This window comes from Beijerinckia sp. 28-YEA-48, from assembly GCF_900104955.1.
Classification (GTDB): domain Bacteria; phylum Pseudomonadota; class Alphaproteobacteria; order Rhizobiales; family Beijerinckiaceae; genus Terripilifer.
Map to the genome: position 1 here is coordinate 5,264,309 of NZ_FNSI01000001.1, position 23,306 is coordinate 5,287,614.

At 59.8% G+C, this 23,306-nt stretch carries 25 protein-coding genes; 12 read left to right on the forward strand and 13 right to left on the reverse strand.

The genetic code is table 11. The annotated features are described in order from the left end of the window. Window positions 1-8: 8 nt before the first annotated feature. From fliN to BLW50_RS24700, 6 genes are all read left to right on the forward strand, one after another. Complete coding sequence (gene fliN, locus BLW50_RS24675) at window positions 9-329, forward strand: flagellar motor switch protein FliN (RefSeq protein WP_090707513.1); 321 nt, start codon at window positions 9-11, stop codon at window positions 327-329. 42 nt (window positions 330-371) lie between these two features. Then, a complete protein-coding gene (locus tag BLW50_RS24680) occupies window positions 372-1,358 on the forward strand; it encodes a flagellar motor switch protein FliG (RefSeq protein WP_170850338.1) in 987 nt (328 codons plus the stop codon). Between the two features lie 53 nt (window positions 1,359-1,411). Next, complete coding sequence (flhB, locus tag BLW50_RS24685) at window positions 1,412-2,527, forward strand: flagellar biosynthesis protein FlhB (RefSeq protein ID WP_090707515.1); 1,116 nt, start codon at window positions 1,412-1,414, stop codon at window positions 2,525-2,527. After that, window positions 2,505-2,933 carry a hypothetical protein gene (locus BLW50_RS24690; RefSeq protein ID WP_210186119.1) on the forward strand — a complete coding sequence of 143 codons (429 nt, stop codon included), beginning with the start codon at window positions 2,505-2,507 and terminating at the stop codon, window positions 2,931-2,933. The genes flhB and BLW50_RS24690 overlap by 23 nt, the downstream gene beginning before the upstream one ends. Before the next feature lie 462 nt (window positions 2,934-3,395). Further along, window positions 3,396-4,304 carry a hypothetical protein gene (locus tag BLW50_RS24695; protein ID WP_090707517.1) on the forward strand — a complete coding sequence of 303 codons (909 nt, stop codon included), beginning with the start codon at window positions 3,396-3,398 and terminating at the stop codon, window positions 4,302-4,304. 84 nt (window positions 4,305-4,388) lie between these two features. Further along, window positions 4,389-4,793: an NUDIX hydrolase gene (locus tag BLW50_RS24700; protein ID WP_090707518.1), complete on the forward strand. Its 405-nt coding sequence runs from the start codon at window positions 4,389-4,391 to the stop codon at window positions 4,791-4,793. Window positions 4,794-4,891: 98 nt separating this feature from the next. Here BLW50_RS24700 and BLW50_RS24705 read toward each other — a convergent pair whose 3' ends face one another. The 3 genes from BLW50_RS24705 to BLW50_RS24715 all read right to left on the reverse strand — a co-directional run bounded on the left by BLW50_RS24705 (window position 4,892) and on the right by BLW50_RS24715 (window position 7,620). After that, window positions 4,892-5,785: a dienelactone hydrolase family protein gene (locus BLW50_RS24705; RefSeq protein WP_090709650.1), complete on the reverse strand. Its 894-nt coding sequence runs from the start codon at window positions 5,783-5,785 to the stop codon at window positions 4,892-4,894. A 228-nt stretch (window positions 5,786-6,013) separates the two neighbouring features. Beyond that, on the reverse strand, window positions 6,014-6,700 hold the full coding sequence (locus tag BLW50_RS24710) for a GntR family transcriptional regulator (RefSeq protein ID WP_170850339.1): 687 nt from the start codon (window positions 6,698-6,700) through the stop codon (window positions 6,014-6,016). A gap of 128 nt (window positions 6,701-6,828) precedes the next feature. Next, the gene (locus BLW50_RS24715) at window positions 6,829-7,620 is read right to left on the reverse strand and encodes a TauD/TfdA dioxygenase family protein (RefSeq protein WP_090707520.1); all 792 of its coding nucleotides are present in this window, start codon (window positions 7,618-7,620) and stop codon (window positions 6,829-6,831) included. A gap of 348 nt (window positions 7,621-7,968) precedes the next feature. On the opposite strand from BLW50_RS24715, the gene BLW50_RS24720 reads away from it, so the two are divergent. The 3 genes from BLW50_RS24720 (at window position 7,969) to gdhA (ending at window position 12,581) form a co-directional block, all read left to right on the forward strand. Beyond that, complete coding sequence (locus tag BLW50_RS24720) at window positions 7,969-9,237, forward strand: MFS transporter (protein ID WP_210186120.1); 1,269 nt, start codon at window positions 7,969-7,971, stop codon at window positions 9,235-9,237. Window positions 9,238-9,317: 80 nt separating this feature from the next. Continuing rightward, window positions 9,318-10,937, forward strand: coding sequence for a tannase/feruloyl esterase family alpha/beta hydrolase (locus tag BLW50_RS24725; protein ID WP_170850340.1), 1,620 nt, complete (start codon window positions 9,318-9,320; stop codon window positions 10,935-10,937). 294 nt (window positions 10,938-11,231) lie between these two features. Further along, window positions 11,232-12,581, forward strand: a complete 1,350-nt coding sequence (gdhA, locus tag BLW50_RS24730) for an NADP-specific glutamate dehydrogenase (RefSeq protein ID WP_090707522.1) — start codon at window positions 11,232-11,234, stop codon at window positions 12,579-12,581. Between the two features lie 61 nt (window positions 12,582-12,642). Here the strand turns inward: gdhA and BLW50_RS24735 are convergent, their stop codons facing one another. The 8 genes from BLW50_RS24735 to soxY form a co-directional block, all read right to left on the reverse strand. Beyond that, window positions 12,643-13,035, reverse strand: coding sequence for a c-type cytochrome (locus tag BLW50_RS24735; protein WP_090707523.1), 393 nt, complete (start codon window positions 13,033-13,035; stop codon window positions 12,643-12,645). 138 nt (window positions 13,036-13,173) lie between these two features. Continuing rightward, window positions 13,174-14,445 (reverse strand): NAD(P)/FAD-dependent oxidoreductase, encoded by a 1,272-nt coding sequence (locus tag BLW50_RS24740; RefSeq protein WP_090707524.1) that lies wholly within the window; start codon window positions 14,443-14,445, stop codon window positions 13,174-13,176. Between the two features lie 20 nt (window positions 14,446-14,465). After that, window positions 14,466-14,783 (reverse strand): c-type cytochrome, encoded by a 318-nt coding sequence (locus tag BLW50_RS24745; RefSeq protein WP_090707525.1) that lies wholly within the window; start codon window positions 14,781-14,783, stop codon window positions 14,466-14,468. A gap of 14 nt (window positions 14,784-14,797) precedes the next feature. Beyond that, window positions 14,798-15,475, reverse strand: a complete 678-nt coding sequence (locus BLW50_RS24750) for a c-type cytochrome (protein WP_090707526.1) — start codon at window positions 15,473-15,475, stop codon at window positions 14,798-14,800. Further along, a complete protein-coding gene (soxC, locus tag BLW50_RS24755) occupies window positions 15,459-16,739 on the reverse strand; it encodes a sulfite dehydrogenase (RefSeq protein WP_090707527.1) in 1,281 nt (426 codons plus the stop codon). The genes BLW50_RS24750 and soxC overlap by 17 nt, the downstream gene beginning before the upstream one ends. Window positions 16,740-16,766: 27 nt before the next feature. Then, window positions 16,767-18,464, reverse strand: coding sequence for a thiosulfohydrolase SoxB (gene soxB, locus BLW50_RS24760; protein WP_090709656.1), 1,698 nt, complete (start codon window positions 18,462-18,464; stop codon window positions 16,767-16,769). Between the two features lie 86 nt (window positions 18,465-18,550). Further along, entirely contained in the window at window positions 18,551-18,877 is a 327-nt protein-coding gene (soxZ, locus tag BLW50_RS24765; RefSeq protein ID WP_090707528.1) for a thiosulfate oxidation carrier complex protein SoxZ, read from the reverse strand. A gap of 18 nt (window positions 18,878-18,895) precedes the next feature. After that, window positions 18,896-19,360, reverse strand: a complete 465-nt coding sequence (gene soxY, locus BLW50_RS24770; RefSeq protein WP_090707529.1) for a thiosulfate oxidation carrier protein SoxY — start codon at window positions 19,358-19,360, stop codon at window positions 18,896-18,898. Window positions 19,361-19,622: 262 nt separating this feature from the next. On the opposite strand from soxY, the gene soxA reads away from it, so the two are divergent. Both soxA and soxX read left to right on the forward strand, forming a co-directional pair. Next, window positions 19,623-20,408 (forward strand): sulfur oxidation c-type cytochrome SoxA, encoded by a 786-nt coding sequence (gene soxA, locus BLW50_RS24775; RefSeq protein ID WP_244544493.1) that lies wholly within the window; start codon window positions 19,623-19,625, stop codon window positions 20,406-20,408. Between the two features lie 13 nt (window positions 20,409-20,421). Next, the gene (gene soxX, locus BLW50_RS24780) at window positions 20,422-21,039 is read left to right on the forward strand and encodes a sulfur oxidation c-type cytochrome SoxX (RefSeq protein WP_090707531.1); all 618 of its coding nucleotides are present in this window, start codon (window positions 20,422-20,424) and stop codon (window positions 21,037-21,039) included. An 83-nt stretch (window positions 21,040-21,122) separates the two neighbouring features. On the opposite strand, the gene BLW50_RS24785 is transcribed toward soxX, so the two are convergent. Then, complete coding sequence (locus BLW50_RS24785) at window positions 21,123-21,839, reverse strand: substrate-binding domain-containing protein (protein WP_170850341.1); 717 nt, start codon at window positions 21,837-21,839, stop codon at window positions 21,123-21,125. A 127-nt stretch (window positions 21,840-21,966) separates the two neighbouring features. On the opposite strand from BLW50_RS24785, the gene BLW50_RS24790 reads away from it, so the two are divergent. Beyond that, window positions 21,967-22,581 carry a hypothetical protein gene (locus BLW50_RS24790; RefSeq protein WP_090707533.1) on the forward strand — a complete coding sequence of 205 codons (615 nt, stop codon included), beginning with the start codon at window positions 21,967-21,969 and terminating at the stop codon, window positions 22,579-22,581. A gap of 2 nt (window positions 22,582-22,583) precedes the next feature. On the opposite strand, the gene BLW50_RS24795 is transcribed toward BLW50_RS24790, so the two are convergent. Next, window positions 22,584-23,294, reverse strand: a complete 711-nt coding sequence (locus tag BLW50_RS24795; RefSeq protein WP_090707534.1) for a B3/B4 domain-containing protein — start codon at window positions 23,292-23,294, stop codon at window positions 22,584-22,586. Window positions 23,295-23,306 lie beyond the last annotated feature (12 nt).

Here is a 23,306-nt window from a genome sequence, read left to right on the forward strand (position 1 = left end):
AGAGAAGAATGTCCGAAATACGCGAAACATCTGGTGTCGAGATTCGGCCGCCGAACGGAGAAAATCCGGAGCCGGGCAGCATCGATCATATCCTGCAGATCCCTGTCAGGGTTGATATCGTCCTGGGATCGACAACGATGCCAGTCACGAGTTTGATGAAGCTCGGGCGCGGCGCCGTGGTTCTCCTCGATCAGCGGGTTGGCGATCCCGTCGACGTCGTTGTGAACGGTCGCATCGTCGCCCGCGGCGAACTGGTCGTGGCCGAGGAAAATGGTTCGCGCATCGGAATTTCCCTGACAGAGATTGTTGGTTCTTCCAGCTCCGTCTGATTCCCGTAAGGCAAGAGAATGGCTGTCAGAGAAGGCATGAGTATGGGGACGCCAGTTTCATGGCTGCGCGGCGTTGACAAAGTCGCCGCGCTGTTGCTGACGATGAATAAGTCGGATGCCGGCCGTCTGCTGAAGCACTTCAATCCGCAGGAATTGAAGGACATCACGCGATCCATCGCCACGCTCCGTGAGATCCAGCCGGACGTCGTTCAGCGTCTTGTCGATGAATTCGCCGCCGATTTCTCGTCGGGCACCAGTCTTGTTGGCTCTACCGACGATGCTGAAAAGCTGTTGGCCGAGGCATTGCCGGCGGACCAAGTCTCCGCCCTCATGTCCGACGTTCTGGGCAGTTCGAGCCAAGGCTTGTGGGACCAGATTTCCAGGGCGCCGGAAGGTGACTTGGCGAATTATCTTGCGGGCGAGCATTCGCAAACCTCGGCACTCGTGCTGTCGAAGATCAGTCCTGTCGCGGCCGCCGCCGTGCTGCGTCTCCTGCCAGACGGTCAGCGCAATGACGTGTCATTCCGGATGCTTGAACTGCAGCCCGTTTCCGAAGCCGCGCTGCGCCTGATCGGGCTGGGGTTGCAACAGGAATTGCTGTCCGGCAATGCCGGAAAAAGCGCGGGAAAATCGCATACACAATTCGCCGACATTATGAACCGTCTGGAGCGCGACCAGATGGAAGGCATTCTGCAGAATATCGCGGAATCGCGGCCCGAGGCAGCGGAAGCGGTTCGCAGTCAGTTGTTCACCTTCGAGGATGTGGTGAAGTTGTCGACCAAAGCGCGCCTGATCTTGTTCGAGAAGGTTCCGGTCGAAACGGTTATCCTTGCCTTGAACGGTACGGAGGCTTCGTTCAAGGATCTGGTCTTGTCGTCCTTGTCGTCGCGCGCCAAGCGCATGGTCGAGCAGGAGTTGGCGAGCAGTCAGGGCGTTTCCAAGAAGGATGTCGGTCAGGCCCGGCGCAAGGTGGCCGATACGGTGCTGGCCATGGCGGAACGCAATGAGCTGGAAATTCACGACGAATAGTCGTGGCTTCCTGCCGGACATGAGTTTGAACCGAGATTTAGGAACGGGTCGTCATGTCCGAACAGCCGGATCCTGATTCAAAAACCGAAGACGCTACCGAAAAGAAGATTTTCGATACGATCGAGAAAGGCCAAACGGCGTTCTCGAGGGAGGCGGCGGTCTTTGCATCGCTGTGCGGTATTCTCGTCGTCAGCGGTTTCTTGGTTGTGCCGAATGCAATAGGGCTTGTGCAGATGCTCGCCCAGATAATGGATACTCCGGGCGAATGGAACATAGTCCATGGCCCCGATGTCTTTCAGATTCTCGGGCCAATCGGGCTGCAATCGGCGATCTTCATTCTGCCCGTTGTCGGCGTATTTATGTTGTTTGGCATCGCCTCTTCGGTGGCGCAGAATCTGCCACAAATCTCCTTGGAGAGGATCTCGCCGGATCTGTCTCGGATTTCACCCAAGGCGGGTTTCAAGCGCATCTTCGGACTCTCGGGACAGGTCGAATTTGCCAAATCGATTGCCAAGCTCCTAGCGGTCGGCTGTGTCGCGGCGATCGTGCTGCGATCTGAAAGCCAGGCGCTTATCGATTCAGTCTTTGTCGATCCTGGCTCCATACCGGCGCGCACGCTGGCAATTTCCATCAAGCTGATCTCCGCATTGACAATCGGCGTGGGGATCATTGTCGCTGCGGACATCGTGTGGGTCAGAATCAAATGGTATCGCGATCTGCGTATGACCCGGCAGGAAATAAAAGATGAAATGAAGGAGTCCGAGGGCGATCCGATCGTGAAGTCGCGCCTGCGCTCGCTTGCGATCTCGCGAGCGCGCAAGCGCATGATGGCCTCGGTTCCGCGCGCCACACTCGTGATCGCCAACCCGACGCATTATGCGATCGCGCTGCGTTACGTCAGTGGCGAGAGCGGCGCGCCTGTTGTCCTGGCCAAGGGAAAGGACCTTATCGCGCTTAAAATCAGAGAGCTGGCGGAAAAGAATGGCATTCCGGTCGTGGAAGACAAGGCTCTGGCAAGGTCCATGTTCGACGCTGTCGCTGTTGATCAATTGATTCCTGCAGCGTTTTACAAAGCAGTGGCTGGGTTGATCCATATTTTACGAACTGAAGGCCAGGAAGGTCTCAGAAGGCGAAAGGCGAACGACATTGCTTCCTTCTCAGCGGACTGAGCTCTCGTATTTCCATGAAAAAATTCTTGCGGACGGTATTGTCGATGTTGCATCCGAGCTGCGCATGGTCGATATCAGCGACTTCATTTTTCATATCAAATCCGAGAACTTCGCGAACGTCGGCGATCTGATTAATTCGTCAGCGGAGCTGTATTTCAAGCCAGGGACGATCACATTCAACTGGGGCGCAACCCTTCGTGTCGACTGGAAAGCGCGGCCGGCGGTCGCCTTTGATCTCGAATTCAAGAATGCCGGTGTGAGGGCGCTCTTCAGTCTCGAACTGGAGGACGATCGCGCCAGCGTCGACATTCGCAGCCTTACATTCGAGAATCAGGCGAGCGGGGCGCAGCAGAATACCGAAATGTTCTACGACGCGATTCTCAACGCCAAGCAGGTCTCTGGATAGATCTCGGAAATCAGCCGTGTGGCCTGCGCGGTCCAGCGCAGGTCGCTTCAGGCCGATGGAGGGGCCGGCAACGCCACGCGTTGACCGGCCTTATCGCGTTCCTTCGTTCAGGAAGGGGCAAGGCGATGGTATTTCGGCGCCTTTCACCCGCGACTGCCTTTAAGACGTTTGAAACCTTCCTGGCTTACCTTGTTGGCACGACTTGCTGTTTCCAGGCGTGGCCTGGGCAACGCAGAGGCATGATGCCGCCAGGTCGTGCCGGTCTCAGTCCGGAATTCCCTTCCCTACATTGCGCTATTTAGAGCCTTTTGCGCTTCAAGGCTGGCCCTCGCGGGTTTGCCATGAAGTTCGGATTGGCTGGTCATGCTTTGCCGGGCTGTGTGCATGCCGATTGCTTCGCCAATAGGTCTGTGGGCTCGGAGAGATATGGCTTGGCCTATAGCTTGGAGCATGAGCGGTAGCATGTCGATCAGCTGCAGGAACGTTCTCATCGGAGAGGTACTGCTTGGCGCGGGCTATCTGATTGGAACGGCAACCAGTCATACGACGGTCGTGGCGATCTCGGCGTCGAGCCAGATCCAGGAAGCGGCCGCGGATATGACGGCTAAGAGTGCTCCCATGGGGCTTTGGCTTCTCGTCGCCTGTTCCGTATTGTTTCTTGGCTTGTGTGTGATCGGCAGCAGGAAATGGAAGTATCAGGGCCTGATTTCTGACGAACACCTGGGCGTCGGGGGCTCTCGCCAGGCAAAATGGATGCGGACATTCACGGCCTGGGCGAGGATCGTGACGAGAAGGGCCGGCAGTCGGTGCGAAAGCCAAAAGAATCCGTTTGGCAGTGACTATGCCCATTTGAAATTCGAAGATCGCGTGCAGATGGCTGGCGATCAATCTCTGGAAGATAATCAGATCATGGGCGTGGTCTGCCTGTCGCTGCATTCGTCGAGCAGTGATGAGGTGGCGGCACAGCCCGAACTTAGAAGCCGGATCCTCGATCTTGCGGATGAGGTGAGGCGCGCGCTTCGGGTAACCGACTGCGTTCAGGTTACGGAGGCGAACGAAATCGCGGTCTTCGTGTCAAGGCTTCGTAGCAGAAGCGATCTGCTGGAGACCGCCCGTCGCCTGTCCGTGCTCCTGGCTGAAAAAGGCGATAATCTGCGCTTCGCGGCTCCGGGCTTCGCGCTCTATCCGCTGCACGGATATACAAGCGCGGAACTGATCGACGCCGCGCGCAGGAATATCGTGTTCATCGGCCGGAGCCTGCGACAGCCGGCGGCCTCACAGGAAAACAGCAGCAATGGCGAGCCCGAGACGGCGGCGGCTGGGCTGGGTTCACCGCCCATGAAACTTTTTCCGCAGTTTTCCGACAAATAGTCCTTCCTACAGTCTGGCAACCTTCCTCGACTTCGCGGACTATGCGCTTCCCCGCGTAAGCGCTCGTCCTGAAGGCTCTGAGGCGTGACAACCTCTCCAAGCTCCATCATCCGCATTGCCTCGGCGATCATCAACGATCCGAGCGGCCAAACCCTCTTGGTTCGGAAGAAAGGGGCGCTGGCCTTCATGCAGGCTGGCGGGAAGATCGATAGCGGAGAAACATCGCTTGAAGCGCTGCGGCGCGAGCTGCGTGAAGAGCTCAGTCTGGACATTGGCCAGTGCGATATCGCGTTTGTCGGTCAATTCGAAGCTGTTGCCGCGAATGAGCCGGGGCATATCGTCATTGCGGATATTTTCAGGCTTTCGGTGGCGAGTGCCGCGATTCAGCCCAGTGCCGAAATTGAAGAAGTTGTGTGGGTTGATCCCAAATCACCGCCCCCGATCACGCTTGCGCCCCTCACCAGGGACCACATTCTCCCGATCGCTTAGGCACGGCTGTAGCAACCGTGAATAGTACGGCGATATGCAATGGGCCGCCCAGTGTCTGCGCGGCCCATCGGTAAGCGTTTTTACTTTCGCGTGTCTGGCTATCCGAGGTTCTTCTTAAAGAATGCGATCGTGCGCTGCCAGGAGAGCTCGCCGGCCGCCTTGTCGTAACGCGGCGTCGTGTCGTTGTGGAAGCCGTGGTTGGCATTGGGGTAGATGAAGGCTTCGTAGCTTTTGTTGTTGGCCTTCAACGCCGCTTCGTAAGCCGGCAGGCCTTCGACCAGGCGCTTGTCGAGTTCGCCGTGCTGGATAAGCAGCGGTGCCTTGATGCGCGGCACGTCTTCCGCTTTGGGCGCGACGCCGTAATAAGGAACAGCCGCCGCCAGATCCGGTAAAAGCACGGCCATCTGGTTGACGACGCTGCCGCCGAAGCAAAAGCCGACCGCGCCGACCTTGCCGTTGGTGTCGGGATCTTTTTTCAGCCATTCGAAGGCGGCGATGAAATCCATCAACAGCTTGGTAGGATCGAGTTTGGCCTGCATCTCGCGGCCTTTGTCGTCATCGCCGGGATAGCCGCCGAGCGAGCTCAGGCCGTCGGGTGCTAAGGCGATGAAGCCGGCCACCGCCAGCCGTCGGGCGACGTCCTCGATATAGGGATTGAGGCCGCGGTTCTCATGCACCACGACGACCGCACCATACTTGCCGCTTGCCGCGGGCTTAGCCAGCAGCGCCTTGGTGGGACCGTTACCCTTGGGCGATTCATAGGTGATCATCGTTGTCTTGATGCGCGTATCGTCGGGCTTCACCTGCTGGGCGAGGGCGTAGTTCGGCATCAGCATGCCGACCAAGGCCGCCGCGCTCACGCCAGTCCCGGCGAATTTGCCGGCACCGGCGAAAAACTGGCGGCGGTCGATCCGGCCGTGACAATAATCGTCGTAGAGATCGAGTACCCGCTGATCAAAATCTCCGGCACTCATGCGAGTATTGGCTTCCATCATACCCCTCTCCAGTTTCAAGCGACCGCTTTTGCGGTTCACTTCTGCTTCGCTTCTGTTTCCACCCACTGACAGACGGTCCGTCAGTTGCTTGGACTGTAGCAGCAATTGTGCGCTGGTCTCGGTAAAAAAGGCGCGATAAACGGCGAGGCCCATGTCGGGCGTACGATGGCGTCGCCACGGCCACGGCCACGGATCAAGAGAGCCGTATTGGCAAACGTGATTTACTCAGGCGCGATGAGGCTGCCGCTGTCTGGCGGTGGCGAGTTTGGTCGCCTCTGCGATCAGGATGGCGAGAAAATCGCTCATCACTTCGGCCGCCTCGTCGGGGTTGCGGGTGGTGATGGCGCGCACCAGCCGGCGTTCATGCCGAATGGTCTGGGCGCGCGAACTGGCATCCTCATGGATTTTCGAGCGCGAAACGCGGAACTGCTCGTCGACGAGCGAGGCGCAGCGCGACAAGATGGCATTGCGGCACATGGCGTTGAGCAACTGCCGGAAGGCTTGGTTGGCTTCGACGAAGGCTTTGTGATCGTCCGCCTTATGCGCGGCGATCTGCGCCTGCAGGGCTTGCTGCAAGGATTTGATCTGGGCGTCGTCGCCATCGAGAGCGGCACGGTGCGCCACCTGAGGATCGAGCAGACGGCGCACGAACAGCCGATCGAGGAGTTCCTCGCTGGTCGTTTCCAAGACGACATAGCCTCGACCGGCGGCCTCGACCAGGCCTTCCCGTTGTAGTTTGATCAGCGCTTCGCGCACGGGGGTGCGCGACACGCCATAGCGTTCGGCCAGCACCAGTTCCGGCACGCGTTGGCCGGGCACCAGAAACGACGATTTCATATCGTCGGTGATCAGGTCGTAGACCTGATCGCGAAGGAGGCCGCCGCGCGTAACCATCGGTGTTTTCGACATCATGATACTGGGCGCGTTTCCAAAGACACTTAGCGATTGCCGGTCAAAAGCTTTGTCCGACAAAATTTTAAGAGAGATTAAAGGGCGGCCGGCAGCCGCGCAATAGCGCCGCCAGCCGCCTCGCTCGAAGATCACTGTTCGATTTGTACGCGGATGCCGGAACGCTTGTTTGGGAAGTAATCCCAGACCGCGAGATGTTGCGTGCATCGGTTGTCCCAGAACGCCACCGAATTCTTCTCCCAGTGAAAGCGCGTCGAATAATCTGGCTTTTCGCAATGGTTGAACAGGAAGGTGAGCAGGTTGTCGCTTTCCGCCGGCGGCAGTTCATTGATGTGGGACGTGAAGCCGCGATTGACATAGATCAGTTTGCGTCCGTTTTCCGGATGGCTCTTGATCACCGGATGGGTGGCGATGGGAAATTTGCCGTTCGGGTCGAAACGCCGGAAGGCCTTGGCGCCATCATGGGTGGCGGTGAGGCCTTCGAGATAGGCTTTCATGCGATCGCTCAATGCTTCATAGGCGGCATACATGCTGGAGAAGATCGTATCGCCGCCGATATCGGGCAGGATCTGGATGCATAGAATACTGCCCAACGGCGGCGTTTCGTTGCAGGACATGTCGGTGTGCCAGTCCTCGCCGGAGACGTGTTTGGACTTTTCATCGGCATAGATATTTCGCACTTCCGGATGACCCGGCATGCCTTTCAGGGCGTGGGTGGTGAGATCGCCGAATTGCGCGCCCAATCGCTTCAGAGTGTCTGGCGTGAGCTGCTGGTCGCGAAAGAACAGAACGCCATGTTCGGCCAAGACGTGGCGCAGCTTCGAAGATGCGGCGTCGGACAGTGGCTGGGTCAGATCAAGGCCCGAAATTTCAGCTCCGACATGCGGGCTGGTTTGCTTTACCGAGAATAGATTGTCAGACATTTTTTCCTCCGAATAGGCATTGCCTATTTTCGCATCGATACCATTTGTCTTCGTTATTGTATACCGTGTTCAGTATGCAAATTTATTTCAGAATCATATCTTGCTGATATTGTTGATTTTAATTGATTCCGAACGAGAGCTGGAGCGGCTAGAATTTGAAAAATCGTCAAATTCGTCGTGAAAGCCTATTTCCAAATTTTGTCTGCCAGGATAGCTTTGTCTGACAATATTGAACGGCAGCACGATCTCTAAGACGAAGCTTCTCGCAGCGCCGCCAGCCGGGACATGGCAAAATAAGGCGCGAGGGGCGTGCTGATCTGGGGCCTATTTGTCAGGGGAGATCGGTTGATGAGCGTTTCAACGTCCAGCGCGCCTGTCCACGCTTACGAGCGGATCTCTGGCAGAGGATGGCTCCTTGTCGCCGTCTGCCTCATCGGCATATCGGCCGGGCCAGCGGCTTTTGGCATCGCGTCCCTGGGCCTCTTCATCGAGGTGTTTGAAAAACAATTCGGCTGGAGCCGCACGGAAGTCAGCTCGGCGGCCTCGGTGATGATGATCTGCACGGCGATCTCGATGCCCTTCGTCGGCCGTCTGGTGGATCGGATCGGGCCGCGTCGGGTGTTGATCCCGTCTATCGTCCTTCTCGGCCTCTGCATGCTGGCGATCCCGTTTCTGGTCACGCAGTTCTGGCAGTTCATGCTGATCTACGTGCTGATGGGAACGATCGCCGCTGGCACCAATAGCGTGCCTTACATGCGGGTGCTGGCGTCCTGGTTCGATCGCTCGCGCGGCTTGGCGATTGGCATCGCTGGCAGCGGCACCGGCCTTGGCTTTGCCTATGTGCCGCTGGTCGGCCATGCGGCGATCAGCCAGTTCGGCTGGCAGGCGGGTTATGTCGTCCTCGGTCTAATCATGTTCTGCATCGTCCTGCCGCTGGTGTTTTTCTTTCTCAAGGAAACGCCGGACGGCGGCCAGGTTGAAGATAATAGCGCAGCGAAAAAAGATCTCGCGGGCATGAGCCTGTCGGAAGCGATGCGGCAGCGGAATTTCTGGTTACTGGCGGCGATCTTCATCACACTGGCTTTCGTGCTCTATGGTCTGATCCCGCATCTGACGCCAATGCTGACGGATCGCGGGCTGACGGCGGCGGCCGCGGCTGGCATTGCCTCGCTCTTTGGCTTCGCGACGTTCGGCGGGCGCGTTTTCATCGGCTTTCTCATCGACAAGTTCGACGCACGGCTTGTCGCGGTGACGTTCTTCTCCATCTCGGCGCTCGGTCTGCTGTTGCTGGCGGTGCCGCTGCCGGATTGGGCGATCGTGGTGGCAGCGGTGCTCTTGGGCGGCAGCCTTGGCGCCGAGGTCGACATGCTCGCCTATATGACCAGCCGCTATTTCGGTCTGAAATGTTTCGCCGAAATCTTTGGCGTCATCTTCGGCGCGGTTCTGGTGGCCATGGGCTTGGGGCCGATGGCGTTCGGTCTCGTTTTCGATAAGACCGGATCTTACCAGGCCATTCTGCTCATCGGCGCGCCGGCCTGCCTGCTGGCTGCGGCGCTGATGTTCCTCTTGCCGCCGATCGCCCAGGCGCGGCGGGGCGCTGCGATTTCTGTCACCTGATTCGTCGCAGCGGTTGGCTCGATCGAGTAGGCGCTCGACATTTTCAAAACACTTCGATGAGGCGCGGAGGGAGAGAACCCATGCGTATAAAAGCTTTGATATTTCTTCTGTTGCTGGGCGCTGGTGTAGCGCAGATGGCCCCAGCCTGGGCTCAATCGGCATCGACCGTTTCAGTGGCGAGGATTGATGCGCAGACGCGCGGCGCGATCGAATGCGCATCTTTGCTGCAAGCTGATTTCAAGACTATTTCGGAAGCGTCGACATCGATCACGTCGGCTACGGTCGTTGCCGCATCCGGGGGCAACAAAGAATATTGCAAGGTCGAAGGCACGATTGCCCCGCAGATCGGTTTCGAGCTTCGTTTGCCGACCCAAAGCTGGAATGGTCGCTACTTTCAGGCCGGTTGTTTCGGCATGTGCGGGGCAATCCAAACCGATCGTTTTTGTGCCGATGCCCAAGCCCAGGACTTGGTCGTCTCCTCTAACGACATGGGACATAAGGGCACGATGTGGCAGGCCGATCCGTGGGGTGGTGTCGCGGAGCAGCGAGAGAATTTTGGCAAACGCTCGGCGCATGTGGTTGCCGTCGTCTCCAAAGCGGTCATCAACGCCTACTACGGGCAACGGGCGGCGCGCTCCTATTTCCGCGGATGCTCGACTGGCGGCCGCGAAGGACTAAGCGAAGCGCAGTTCTATCCCGGGGATTTTGACGGCATCATCGCGGGCGATTTTGCGATGCCGACCCGGCAGGGGATTGCGGCGGCTTGGGACGCGCAGTATCTGCTCGACACCAGTGACAATGATGTCTTCACCCTGGCCAAGGTCGAACTCCTGCATCGCGCGGTGATGAAGGCCTGCGACAAGCTCGATGGCCTGGAAGATGGAATCCTGACTGATCCGCGCCAATGTCGCTTTGATCCAAAAACATTGCTGTGCGCAGCCGGCATCGATCGGGATGATTGTTTGACCAAAGCGCAAATCGATGCGGCCGTCGCGCTTTATGACGGTCCGCGCAACAGCAAAGGCCAACGACTGACGCCTGGCGGTCGCGCCTTCGGCAGCGAACTCGGTTGGGGTGCCGGTGTCTATAGCGGCAGCAAAAACCGGCTTGAAATCGCCAATTCGGCGCTGAGAAACTTGGCCTTCGCCGAAGTGCGCCCGACTTTCAGTTATCGCGATTTCACCTGGGACAAGGATGTCGCGGCGATGGAGTCGCAGGTCGCGTTGTTCGATGTCATGCCGCCACGGACCGCGCCTGACTTGGCCAACTTCCAGAAGGCTGGCGGCAAGCTGATCGTCTATCATGGCTGGGCTGACGCAGGCGTGCCGGCGGTGGGGACACTCGACTACTATGCGCAGGTCCATACGCGCCAAGGCGGACTCGAGGCGACGCGCGATTGGTTCCGTGTTTTCCTCGTGCCCGGCATGTTTCATTGTAGCGGTGGTGATGCGCCTAACGAGTTCGACTTGCTTTCGGCGATGGTCGCATGGGTTGAAAAAGGTATCGCGCCTGATGGCATTCTTGCCACGCAGCTCAATGCGGATAAGAGCGTCAAGCGCACACGGCCGCTTTATGCCTATCCCGCCGTCGCTGAATATTCCGGCAAGGGCGATGTCAACGATGCAGCCAACTGGCATCGCGCTCTGCCCAAGACGGTGACCGATGATCGCGTCGATTGGATTTGGGCGCCGTCGCGCTGATCGTCGGTGTCGCCTTGGCGTAGGAAGAAAGCCGGGGCGATATTTTTCTGTCTTTCCGTGGCTGGACACGCGCCGCCATCCGTCACCGGACCCCGAATTGCCGCCGTGGGCCGAGATTTATCGGTTCATGCGGCTATTTAACCTCTCCGTTCCGGCTGGACGGGGAGGCCTTCAGGCTGCTATGCGGATGCTCAAAATATAGGCATCCGCTCGACTGGGGAGGGAGGAATGCCGATCCCTCACAGGCGATACGGCGTCACCGTTGGTCGTCCAAGAAAGACCGGAGGTGACCAATTGGTTGCTGTTGATGAGAAGCTTGAGCCCATCCTGAATGAAGTTCTGCGCCGCAATGCAGGCGAAACGGAGTTTCACCAGGCCGTCCGCGAAGTGTTGGAGAGCCTTGGCCGCGTCGTCGCCAAACATCCCAATTACGCCAATAACGCCCTCATCGAGCGGCTCTGCGAGCCGGAGCGGCAGATCATCTTCCGTGTGCCTTGGGTGGACGACAAGGGCCAGGTGCAGATCAACCGTGGTTTCCGCGTCCAGTTCAATTCGGCGCTGGGCCCCTATAAGGGCGGCATCCGCTTCCATCCCTCGGTCAATATCGGCATCATCAAGTTTCTCGGCTTCGAGCAGATCTTCAAGAACGCGCTGACCGGACTGCCGATCGGTGGCGGCAAGGGCGGCTCTGACTTCAACCCGCGCGGTCGCTCCAACGGCGAGATCATGCGCTTCTGCCAGTCGTTCATGACCGAGCTGCATCGTCACATTGGCGAATATACTGACGTGCCGGCCGGCGACATTGGCGTTGGTGGCCGTGAGATCGGTTATATGTTTGGCCAGTACAAGCGCCTGACCAATCGTTACGAGGCGGGCGTGCTGACGGGCAAGGCGCTGTTCTACGGCGGCTCACGTGCCCGCACCGAGGCGACGGGCTATGGCGCGACCTATTTCGTCGAGCGCATGCTGGCGACCAAGGGCATGACCTTCGAGGGCAAGCGCACGGTCGTGTCCGGCTCGGGCAATGTTGCTGTCTATACGATGGAGAAAGTCCTCGAGTTCGGCGGTAAGATCGTCGCTTGCTCGGATTCCAACGGCTATGTTGTGGACGAGAGCGGGATCGATCTCGATCTGGTGAAGGAGCTGAAGGAAGTGCGCCGCGCCCGTATTTCCGAATATGTGCGGCTGAAGGGTGCCGGCACGCATTACATCGAAAACGGCTCCATCTGGGACGTGCCCTGTGAGATCGCCATGCCGTCGGCGACGCAGAACGAACTGACCGGCGCTGATGCCAAGACCCTGGTGAAGAATGGGGTGAAGGCTGTGGGCGAGGGCGCCAATATGCCTTCGACGCCGGAAGCCGTGCGCATCTTCCAGGAAGCCCGTGTACTGTTCGCGCCTGGCAAGGCCGCCAATGCCGGTGGCGTCGCTACTTCGGCGTTGGAGATGCAACAGAACGCCTCGCGCGACAGCTGGACCTTCGAGCAGACCGAAGCAAAGCTCGCCACGATCATGCGCAACATCCACGATTTGTGCGCGCAGACGGCGGACGAATATGGCGCGCCGGGGGATTACGTGTTGGGGGCCAATATCGCTGGCTTCGTGCGCGTCGCCGAAGCGATGGATGCGCTGGGCGTTATCTAGCGTCAGCTAACGCGTCGCGCTCGCGAAGCCCAAGGCAAAGCGAGCGCGACGTCTGTCGTGATTACGGTGTTTTGCCGTCCGGCGCGAACTTCTTCAGATAGGCGATCAGATTGTCGATCTGCGTTTCGCTCTTCAGTCCGGCGAAGGCCATCTTGGTGCCGGGGATCTTCGCGCGCGGGTTGGCGATATATTCCTTGAACGTCGCTTCGTCCCAGGTGATGCCGGAATTCTTGTTGGCGTCCGAATAGCTATAGCCCTCGACCGAGCCGGCCTTGCGGCTGAACAGGCCGTTGAGTTCGGGGCCGACCAGATTACGGGCGTTCTCGCCGACCTGATGGCAGGGGCGGCACTGGTTATAGACGGTCTGGCCGGCGGCGGCGTCCTGGGCCTGAACGGCGGCGGGCGCGAGCGCGAACAGCATCGATGCGGCGACGGGCAACAGGTTCAGCTTCATGTCGTGATTTCCGTTAGCAAGGCGGCACGGGGAGCGCCGCCAATTTCCTCGGTCTCTTATTATGAGACTAATTAGAGCAGGATTCTTGCAAAAAAGCGGCATCCACTTTGTCGCATCCTGCTCACAAACATCTTACTTTCAAGCGAAAACGTCGGTCACGAAGGCCGAATACCAGGCCATATTCTCGGCCTGGGTCTGCTTGCGCAGGTCCGCCGACTCGCTGGTTTGCGAGATGAATGTGCTGGCGGCGGCGATCTTGCCGTCCTTTGGCTCATAAGCGCCGCCGACTTTCACCGCATCGTCGGTCTCGATCAGGCTCCAACAGGTGTTGGCATAGCGGGCCGGGAAGGTGCGGGCGCCGGTGAGATCGCCGCGCACCATCATCGCCGCCACTTTGGCCTGGCTGTTGGCCGAGAAGGCCGATTTCGGCATGTCGCCGGCAATGCAGGAATCGCCGAGAATGAAGATGTTGGGATCTTGCGCCGACTTCATATTCTCGGGGTTGATCGGGCAGAAGCCGGTCTGGTTGGCGAGGCCGGCGTTGAGGGCGATCTTGCCAGCGGTCTGCGCCGGAATGACGTTGACCAGCGCCGCGTCCTTATAGGTTTCGAAGCCGGTGACGACCGTGTTGGTTTTCGGGTCGACCGATTTGATGCCGTCGTGAATCTTCGGGCCGATCCATTCGATCATGCCGGGGTAATATTTTTCCCAGCCCTCCTGGAAGAGCGCCTGCTTGGAATAGTTTTCCTTGGGGTCGACGATGATGATCTTGGCCTTGGTGCGGCCAGTTGATTTCAACACGTGCAGCATCATCGATGCCCGCTCATAGGGGCCGGGTGGGCAGCGATAGGGATTGGGCGGCGCGACGATGACGATCAGGCCGCCATCGGGCACGGCGTCGAGGCGGCGCTTCAGCAGTTGCGTCTGCGGGCCAGCCTTCCAAGCGTGCGGCATGGTCTCTTCATGCTCCTGGCCCCAGCCGGGAACGGAGTCATATTTCAGATCGATGCCGGGCGAGACGACCAACCGGTCATAGGGCAGGCGCGAGCCATCGGCGAGCACGACCTCTTTCTTGTCGCGGTCGATGGTGTTGGCGAGCTGATGGTTGAGGCGCACGCCATAGGGCACGAGCTTGTCATAGCCATGGGTGATCGAAGCGAAATCGCGATAGCCGCCGAGGTACAGATTGGAATGAAAGCAGGTGGTGAACTGGCGGGTCGGCTCGACCAGAACCACGTCGATCGCGCCTTGCGAATCCTTGGCGATGTATTTGGCGGCGGTGGCGCCGCCGGGACCGCCACCGATGATCACGGCGCGCGGTTTGGCCTGGCCGATCACGGCCGGTGCGGCCAATGCAAAGGCGCCAAGGCCGACGCCGCCACGAACGATCTGCCTGCGGTTCATGTTCATGTTTGGACCCTCCGGTGATTTTATTTCCGACTAAGGCTACCAAAATACTCGGCTAATGCTTCCATGTCAGCATCCGAAAGGCCTGACGTGAGCGAATTCATAATCTGATGTTCGCGCACCTTGCTGCGATAGGCTTGTAGCACGGCGACGAACTGGTCGTTCGGCCAGTTGGTGATCGAGGGAATGCCCTCTTGTGATGTTCCATCCAGCCGATGACACGTGACGCAGGTGTTCGACAGATATTCGCCCAGCGCTCGATCGCCAGCCGCCTGTGCCGCAGGCATAACTGAAGCGCTGGCGCTGATCAGAGACAGGCCAACGACAAGGTTTTTCAGCATCGAGGCAGCCGCCGTTATTCGACCTTGGGACCGGATTTGGATTCCGGCGTCACGTCGATCATGCGGGCGCGGTTGAGCACCGAGACCTCGGGCTTGCAGTCCTTCATGCAGGGATTCTTGTTCCAAAAGACCTTCTCGGAGGTTTCCCGATCGTCATCATAGAAGCCGCCGACGTTGGGCATTTTCAACGAGGAAAAGTTCTCCCGTGAAAGTACGAAGTCATCTTTGACGATATCGTTCATGGAAAGCAGGAAGGCGGTGAGAGCATAGACTTCATCTGGTGTCAGCGATTGCGCGTTGCCGAAGGGCATGGCGCGGCGGATGTAGTCGAATGTGGTCGAGGCGTAGGGCCAGTAGGAGCCGATCGTCTTGTCGGGATTGTCCTTGTCGAGCGTGCCGCGTCCTCCGGCAAGGGCCGGCCAGCGGCCGGCGCCTTCGCCGAACTCGCCGTGGCAGGCGGCGCATTGATTGAGGAAAACCTCTTCGCCTTCTTTGACGCTGCCCTTGCCCGGCGGCAGGCCCTGGCCATCGGGGCGGATATCGATATCCCAGGCGGCGATCTCTTCCGGCAGGGCGACGCGGCCCAGACCATGCGATGTCTTCGCTGATTCTGCTTGCAGCGGCGCGGCCGTGAGAGCGAGCAGCGCGCCCAGCATGAGGCCTGAGAGGAGACTGTTACGAAATCTCGACATTCTCGGTCTCTCCATTGCTGCGCACGAGCCAAGTCTGAATGCCGTTGTTGTGGTAGATGGAATTGACGCCGCGTACCTTGCGCAATTCTTCCTTGGTCGGCTGCACATAGCCGGTCTCGTCCATGGCGCGAGATTGGATCAGCATTTCGCGGCCGTCCCAGTCGAAGTCGAGATAGAAGCGCACCATCGACATCGGCATGTTGGGGCCATCAAGCCGGGCCGTCGTCCAATTCTTGCCGCCATCAAGGGTAACGTCGATGCGCTGCATACGGCCGCGTCCAGACCAGGCGATGCCGGAGATGACGTTAGGGCCTTTGTACAAGAGCGGCGCCTGCGGCGAGGGCGACGTGACGATGGATTTGGCGTCCATGATAAAGGTGTAGCGGCGGGCGCGGCCATCGGCGAGGAGATCGGTGTATTTCGATGTCTCTTCGCGCTGTTCCCAAGGCTCGTCGCCGACTTCGAGGCGGCGCAGCCATTTCACCCACATGTTGCCTTCCCAGCCGGGCACGACGAGGCGCAGTGGATAGCCCTGTTCGGGCCGTAGCGCTTCGCCGTTCATGCCCCAGGCGACCATGCAATCCTTCAGCGCTTTTTCCATCGGGATCGAGCGTGTCATGGCGGCAGCGTCTGCGCCTTCCGCCAGAACCCATTTGCCCTTCGGCTTGAGGCCGGCTTCGTCGAGCAGCGTCTTCAAGGGAATGCCGTGGTACCAGACATTGTGGATCATGCCGTGGGTGAACTGGCAGCCGTTGAGCTGGGCGCCGCGCCATTCCATGCCGGAATTGGCGGCGCATTCGAGAAAATAGGCGCGGTTGAGGCGGCCGGGAAAGCGCTTGATGTCGTCCATGGTGAAGACCAGCGACTTGTCGACCAGGCCGTTGATCATCAGCCGATGTTTGGCGGGATCGACTTCGGCGACGCCGGAATGATGGCGCTCGAAGCACAGGCCCGAAGGCGTGATGACGCCGTCGATCGCATGCAGTGGCGTGAAGTTGACCGAGGATTCACGGCTCGCCGTCAGCCATTCGACATCTTGCCGGATGATGTGCTTTTCGAATTTCGACGGACTGCCATAGGGGGCGTTCTGCACGCCGGGACCGAGATAGCGCGTCCAGTCGGGCACTTCGGTGATCGCAGGGTCGGGCTTTGGTGCAATGGCTGGGGTTTGCGCCTGGGCCGCGCCCGTGGCGAGGCCGGCGCTCGCGACGGCTGCCGTTCGCAGAAACGCGCGCCGGCTTGCCCATGAGGAATGATTAGTCACAGCTTTCCTCCGTCGATCCGATATGTGCTAGGCGCCTCGCACGATCACCGATGTGTTGGGCTCGATCCGCACGGTTTTCACGTTGCTGAGATGTTTTTCGACCACGTCCCAGATCGGTGGTCCCTCCGTCGCCTGGTTGATGCTGGCCCAACCGGCGACTTTGTAGTTGCGCGAGGGGTCGATCGGCTGGCCTGTCTTGAGAAAGGTCATGTCCGAGATGCGGTTGTTGATTGGCTGGGAAACGTCGATCGTATAGCCCATGCCGCCGATGCGCACCATGTCGCCGCCGCCCTGGAAGTAAGGATCGGGGTGGAAGATGTTGTCGGCGACATCCTCAAGGATAGCCTTGAGCTGCGCGCCGCTCATGTCCATGCGGTAACAGGCCGGATAGGTCATGGCCGTGGCATTGGACAGAGCCTCGAAGGTGATGGCATCGCCTGGCACCAGCGAGCCGCCCCAGCGGAAGCCGGGCGAGAGCGAGATTTCCGCGTCGCGTTCGCTCAGCATGGCGTTGCAGATGAGATCGTCGAAGGTGCCGTTGAAATTGCCGCGCCGGTAGAGCAGGGAATCGGTGCGGCCCAGTTCGCGCTGCAGATCTTTCTCATGCGGGGCGCGCAGCTTCTGCACCAAGGCCTGCATATCGGTGTCGGCGGTGATGGCATCGGAGAAGATCGGCATCAGCTTGAAGCGATAGCCGTTGACCTTGCCGCCTTGCACGTCGAGATCGAGGCGCGACAGGAATTTGCCGTGCGAGCCCGAGGCGATCAGCACGGTTTTGTCGACGGTGATGGCGCCGGGCATGGCGTCGTGGGTGTGGGCTGTCAGAATGACATCGATGCCCTTCACCCGGCTGGCGAGCTTGCGGTCGACATCGAAGCCGTTGTGCGACAGGAGCACGACGACTTGCGCGCCTTCCGTGCGGGCTTCGTCCACCTGCTTCTGGATGTCTTCCTCGCGCAGGCCGAACTCCCAATCGGGCATCATCCAGGCGGGATTGGCGATCGGCGTGCGCGGAAAGGCCTGGCCGATGACGGCGATTTTGACGCCGCCCTTTTCGAACATGCGGCGGGCGTCGAAAACCGGCTCCTGCCATTCCTTGTCGCGGATGTTCTGGGCGAGGAAGGCGAAGGGCGCCTTGGCGATGATCTCCTTCACCCGCTCGGCGCCATAGGTGAATTCCCAGTGGGAGACCATGGCCTCGATGCCAAGCGCCACCTGGACATCGACCATGTCCTGGCCCTTGCTCTGCAGTGACGTCCAGCTGCCCTGCCAGGTATCGCCGCCATCGAGCAGCAGCACTTTATCGGCGCCGCGCTCGGCCCGCACGGCCTTGATAAGGGTGGCCAGCCGGTCGACGCCGCCCATGCGGCCATAGCTGCGCGCCAGCGCGACGAAATCGTCGCTGGTCAAAGCATAGTGGTTCGGCGAACCGGTGGCGATTTTGAAATATTCGCGGAACGCTGCTTCGGTGAGATGCGGCGGCAGGCCCTTGTCCGCGCCGACGCCGATGTTGACCGACGGTTCGCGGAAATACAGCGGCATAAGCTGGGCATGCAGATCGGTGACGTGGAGGATTGTCACCGTGCCGAGCGGGTCGAAGCGCAGAATGTCGCTTTGGCTCAGGCGCTGCTGGGCGGCGACACGGCTGAGCGGCCCGATACCTGAGGCCGCGACGATGGCCGAGGCCGAGGCGCTTGCTTGTAGAAAATGCCGACGCGAAATCATGCGATCATCCATTCCTTCGGTCAGCCGCCCGCATTCGGCGGCTCGCCGTTGTCACTCCACGCTGCACGTGATGCTAGAGCGGTGGTTTAGCTGACCGTCAGCTTGTTCTTTGCCTCATAGGTCGAGCCGTCGTCGTCTTTCCAGGCGAAGACAAACTCGCCGCTCTCCTTGGCCTTGTAGAAGAACGACTGGTACGGATTGGCCGAAATGGCCGGGTTCCAGTCCGCCTCGAACACAAGCTTGCCGTTGAACGTGGCCGTGAACTTATTGATGATCTTGCGCGGGATCACTTCGCCCTTGGCATCGCGGCGCTGGCCGCTTTCCATCTCGTGCGAGATGAGGGTTTTGATCTCGATCATTTCGCCGGGCTTGGCCTGGGCCGGGACGCGGACGCGCGGTGTGGGGTTTGCCATTGTGCTTCCTTCCCGAATCTAGCCGCCGCAGCCGCCGATGGTCACCTTGATCTCCGACTTGGCGGAGTAGAGCGAGCCATTCGACATTTCTGCGATGCAGATGATGTTCTGGGTCTGGGCCAGGCGCATGCGCGCGGAGGCATTGGCCTTGCCGCATTCGGGGGTGAACCGATAGGTCAGCACGTTAGGCAGAGGGTTGCCGTCGGCGAAGACATGCACGGTCTTGACGTAGTCGGCGTCCGTCATCGGGCTATCGACCTCGACGGTGATCGGCACGACCAGGCCATTCTCGGCGATCTGCGGCACGTCGAGCTTGATCTTGCCCGATTGCATCGTCTTGTCGCCATAAAGCTTTTTGATTTCGGCTTCGACGGCCTTGGTATCGGCCAGCGCCATGGAAGGTGCCAGGATGGCCACAACGGCCGCGATAGATCCTGCTTGCAACAAATCCCGCCGCGATGGCGCAGCGATTGCGGTCGCCATTCCTCACTCCTTGCTCTTCTCCCAGGGCATGTCCCTTGGTGATAACCTTATCTGGTTGTGCAAACTTATTCCCGCGATTTTTGCGCAATGCAAATTCCCAATGTACTCCTAAAAAATGTAATTTTTACATTGTAAATGCGCTGGTATTGAAACGGGAATCAAGCTGCCAGAGCGTTGCATTGAAGACGTTGCATTGGACACCGGGGGGAACATGAGGAACGTCCGTTTCAGAAGGCTCTTTGTCGCCACGTTCGGGTTGATCATGCTGGGTTCGGGCCTGGCGATGGCACAAGCACAGCAGGACGACGCGGAGAAGGAGATCGAGCGCTATCGCGCGATGATCAGCGATCCGATGTCCAATCCCGGCTTCCTGGCGGTTGATCGCGGCGAAGCGCTGTGGGCGACCAAGCGCGGTAAGAAAGATGTCTCGCTCGAGACCTGCAATCTGGGCGAGGGACCGGGCAAGCTCGAGGGCGCCTACGCCAAGTTGCCGCGTTATTTCCAAGACTCCGATCGGGTGATGGATATCGAGCAGCGCCTGTTGTGGTGCATGGAAAAAATCCAGGACCTCGACACGGCCGACGTGCGCCGCCGTCGTTTCGGTGGGCCGGATTATACGTCCGACATGCAGGACCTCGTGGCTTTCATCGCCAATAAATCGTCGGGCATGAAATACCAGCCGCAAGAGAGCCATCCGAAGGAAAAGGAAATGCTGGCGGCCGGTGAGGCGCTGTTCTTCCGCCGCGCCGGAGCGATGGATTTTTCCTGCGCCACTTGCCATGGCGAGGATGGCAAGCGCATTCGCCTGCAAGGCCTGCCGAACTTCTCGAAGGCGGGCAAGGATGCGCAGGAGACCATGGGCGGCTGGCCGACTTATCGCGTGTCGCAGAGCCAGTTGCGCACCATGCAGCACCGGCTGTGGGACTGCTATCGGCAGATGCGCATGCCGGCGCCCGAATATGCCTCTGACGGCGTTACCGCTTTGACCGCCTATATGGTGAAAATGGCCGAAGGCGGCGAAATCACTGTCCCCTCGATCAAGCGCTGAACGGAGAGAGCCCATGAAAACCCTGTTCATCGCCGCCAGCTTTGTCGCATTCGCCGGCGCTGCCCATGCGCAGCAGACGGCACCGACCAAGATCGATCCCGCTGTCGTCAATAAATATGTCGAGTCGATGTGGGCCAAGGTGCCGGAGCCATGGAAGACCGTGCCGGTTCAAGACGAGACGCAACGCGTCTGCACCGAAACGCGCAACAGCCCGTCTCAGGCCGAATTCAACAAGATCATGGAGCGGGAAAAGGCCAGCGTTGTCTTCCCCGCCGACGGCAAGGTTATCGGCGACTGGAAGGCCGGCGAGAAGGTGGCCAATACCGGCACCGGTGGCCAGTTCACCGATGGGCCGAACACGCCGCGCGGTGGCAATTGCTATGCCTGCCATCAGATGGCGCCGACGGAGTTGAGCTATGGCACCTTGGGGCCGAGCCTGCAGAACTACGGCAAGGACCGCAAATTCGATCCGGCCGAGGCGCGTAACGCCTATGCCAAGATCTATGACGCACAGGCGGTGTTTCCGTGCTCGCAGATGCCGCGCTTCGGCCTGCATAAATTCTTGAGCGAACAGCAGATGAAGGATGCGGTGGCGTTTTTGTTTGACCCGGAGTCGCCGGTCAACAAGTAAGCGGCGCATCGTCCGAATGCTTGGTTCAAGTGCTTGGTTGAAGTCTTCGTGATCCGGCCTGGGCCACCAGGCCGGATTCCTTTTTAAGCGGGGAAGAAACCGGCGCGCCGATAGATCTCGTCGCTGTGGCCATCGACAAGAGCGGTGAAGAAAGCGCCTGGGGCTGAAGGCGAAAGTGCTGGCGCCACCGCGTAGATCGTCGTCATCTGCACCTCTTCGGGCAGCCAGGCGGCGATATGGACGCCATCGACGGCGACGATCTCGGTCGACTGGGTGAGGCCGAAATCGGCGCGATCCTCGGCCACTTCCTGCATCACCTTATAGCCGCCGACTTTGAGAAGGGTCTTGGCGCGGGTCGGCTCCAGCAGGTCGATCCGTTCAAGTGCGCGCTGCAGGTGATTGCCGGCGGTGCCGCCGCCGGCGGGATCGCCCCGGGCGATGCTCCTGGCGGCGAGCATTACGGCGCGGAATTTCTCCAGGGTCGAGACGTCAGGCGCTGGCACGCCGTCCTTGAGGCCGAGCGCGATGCGTGAGGCGCCGACGGCGACGGGCGCGCCGATCCGGTCGGCCTTATGCAGAGCTTGCAGCGCGGCCAGCGAAGCGGCGACCACGTCAAAACTCTCGCCCGCATTGATCCGCTGTTCGACCGCGCCCGATGTGCCGAAGTGCAGATGCAGGCTGGCGCCGGTGCGGATGTGAAAATCCTGCGCCGCCGCCGTCATCGCTTGTCGCACGGCACTGGCGCTGAGAATGCGGATCGTCTGCGGGCTCATCGTCCCGATGATGGCTTCATCCGTCATGCTGCGTCTCATCTCCCTGCCGGCGTTTAGGTTAACAAACGAATAACGTTGCGCAATCAGCGGATCGGCGTTGTTTAGCAGGGCGGTATTGATTTTTGGGACATTCGAGGCCTGAGAGGGCGCACCTATGAAAACGTATTTTATCCCGCTTCCGGTGTTCGTGGCAGCTGCCACCGTGGCCGGTTCGGCTTGGGCTGGTGGCTGTGTGGGCGGGAATTGCTATCAGCGGGTCACAACGCCGCCCGTCTACGGCACTGTGCAGGAACAGGTGATGGTCTCGCCGCCGCGTGCCGTCGCCTATCGGACACCGGCCGAATATGGCGAAGTGGTTGAACAGGTCGTCACCCGGCCGGCGCGCACCTATGCGCGCGAGATCCCGGCGGTCACGCAAACCGTTGCCGAACAGGTGATGGTGCAGCCGGCCCGTAAGGTCTGGTCCGTTACGCGCGATGTTTATGGCCGTGAGATCGGCTGTTGGGTGGTGCAACCGGCGACTTATACGACGCAATATCGTCAGGTCGTGGTGCAGCCCGGTCGCGTCATCTATGAAACCGAGCCGGCGGAATATGCGACGGTGCGGCGTCCGGTGCAGATCCGCGCGGCGCAGACCTATTATCAGTCGATTCCGGCAACCTATGCGACGCAGACGCGTGAGGTGATGGTGCAGCCGGGCACTGACGGGTGGCAGCCGATTGGCGGCGGCGGTGGCTATCCTCGTCCCCGCCAATATCTCAACTGGTAGGTTCAGGCCAATTCGATAACAGGCGTCTCGCGATCAGCGATCGCGAGGCGGCTCTTCATGCCGAGCTCCGTTTGCGCCAGCGCCATCAGCGCGTGAGCCGCATTCTCGACCGATCCCTCACCATTCGACTGCAAGGTCAGCACGATCCGGCGCGTCTGCGGCGTGACGATCGAGCGTGCATCCTGACGCCAGTTCCAACGCCGGCACAGAACGGTGGCGCCTGAGGCATAGACCACTTCGCCTGATTTCGGCGGCTGCTCCGCCGGCAGGCCCTCGCCGGGCGCCATGTCGATGAAGGTGTCGTCGTCGCGGGCGAAGCGGAAGGCGAGATCCGGCGTGATTTTGTCGAGATCATCGGCGCCAAGACACAGCACATGGGCCAATGACACCGCATTGTAGAGATCGACGAAACCGTTGATGGCTGGCACGCTGTCGCCGGCCAGCACGCGTTTCACCAATCGTTCGACCGATGAACGATAGCTCGTGCTCTTGATGCCGAAGCCCTTATAGGCACGTCGCCAGGCGGCAATGCCAGGAATAGCGGACAATTCCTGGCCAGCCCAGCGGGTGCGGCATGAGGCTTTCGCCTCGGCGATATAGGCGGCAATGCCTGGCGTGCGCTGCGTCGCGATGCCATCGGCTTCGATCAGCAGGACCGCGGTGCGGAAATCGGGAAATGTCGGCAGAAGATCGGTGATCGAGAGGTGGAGCATGCAAGTATGATC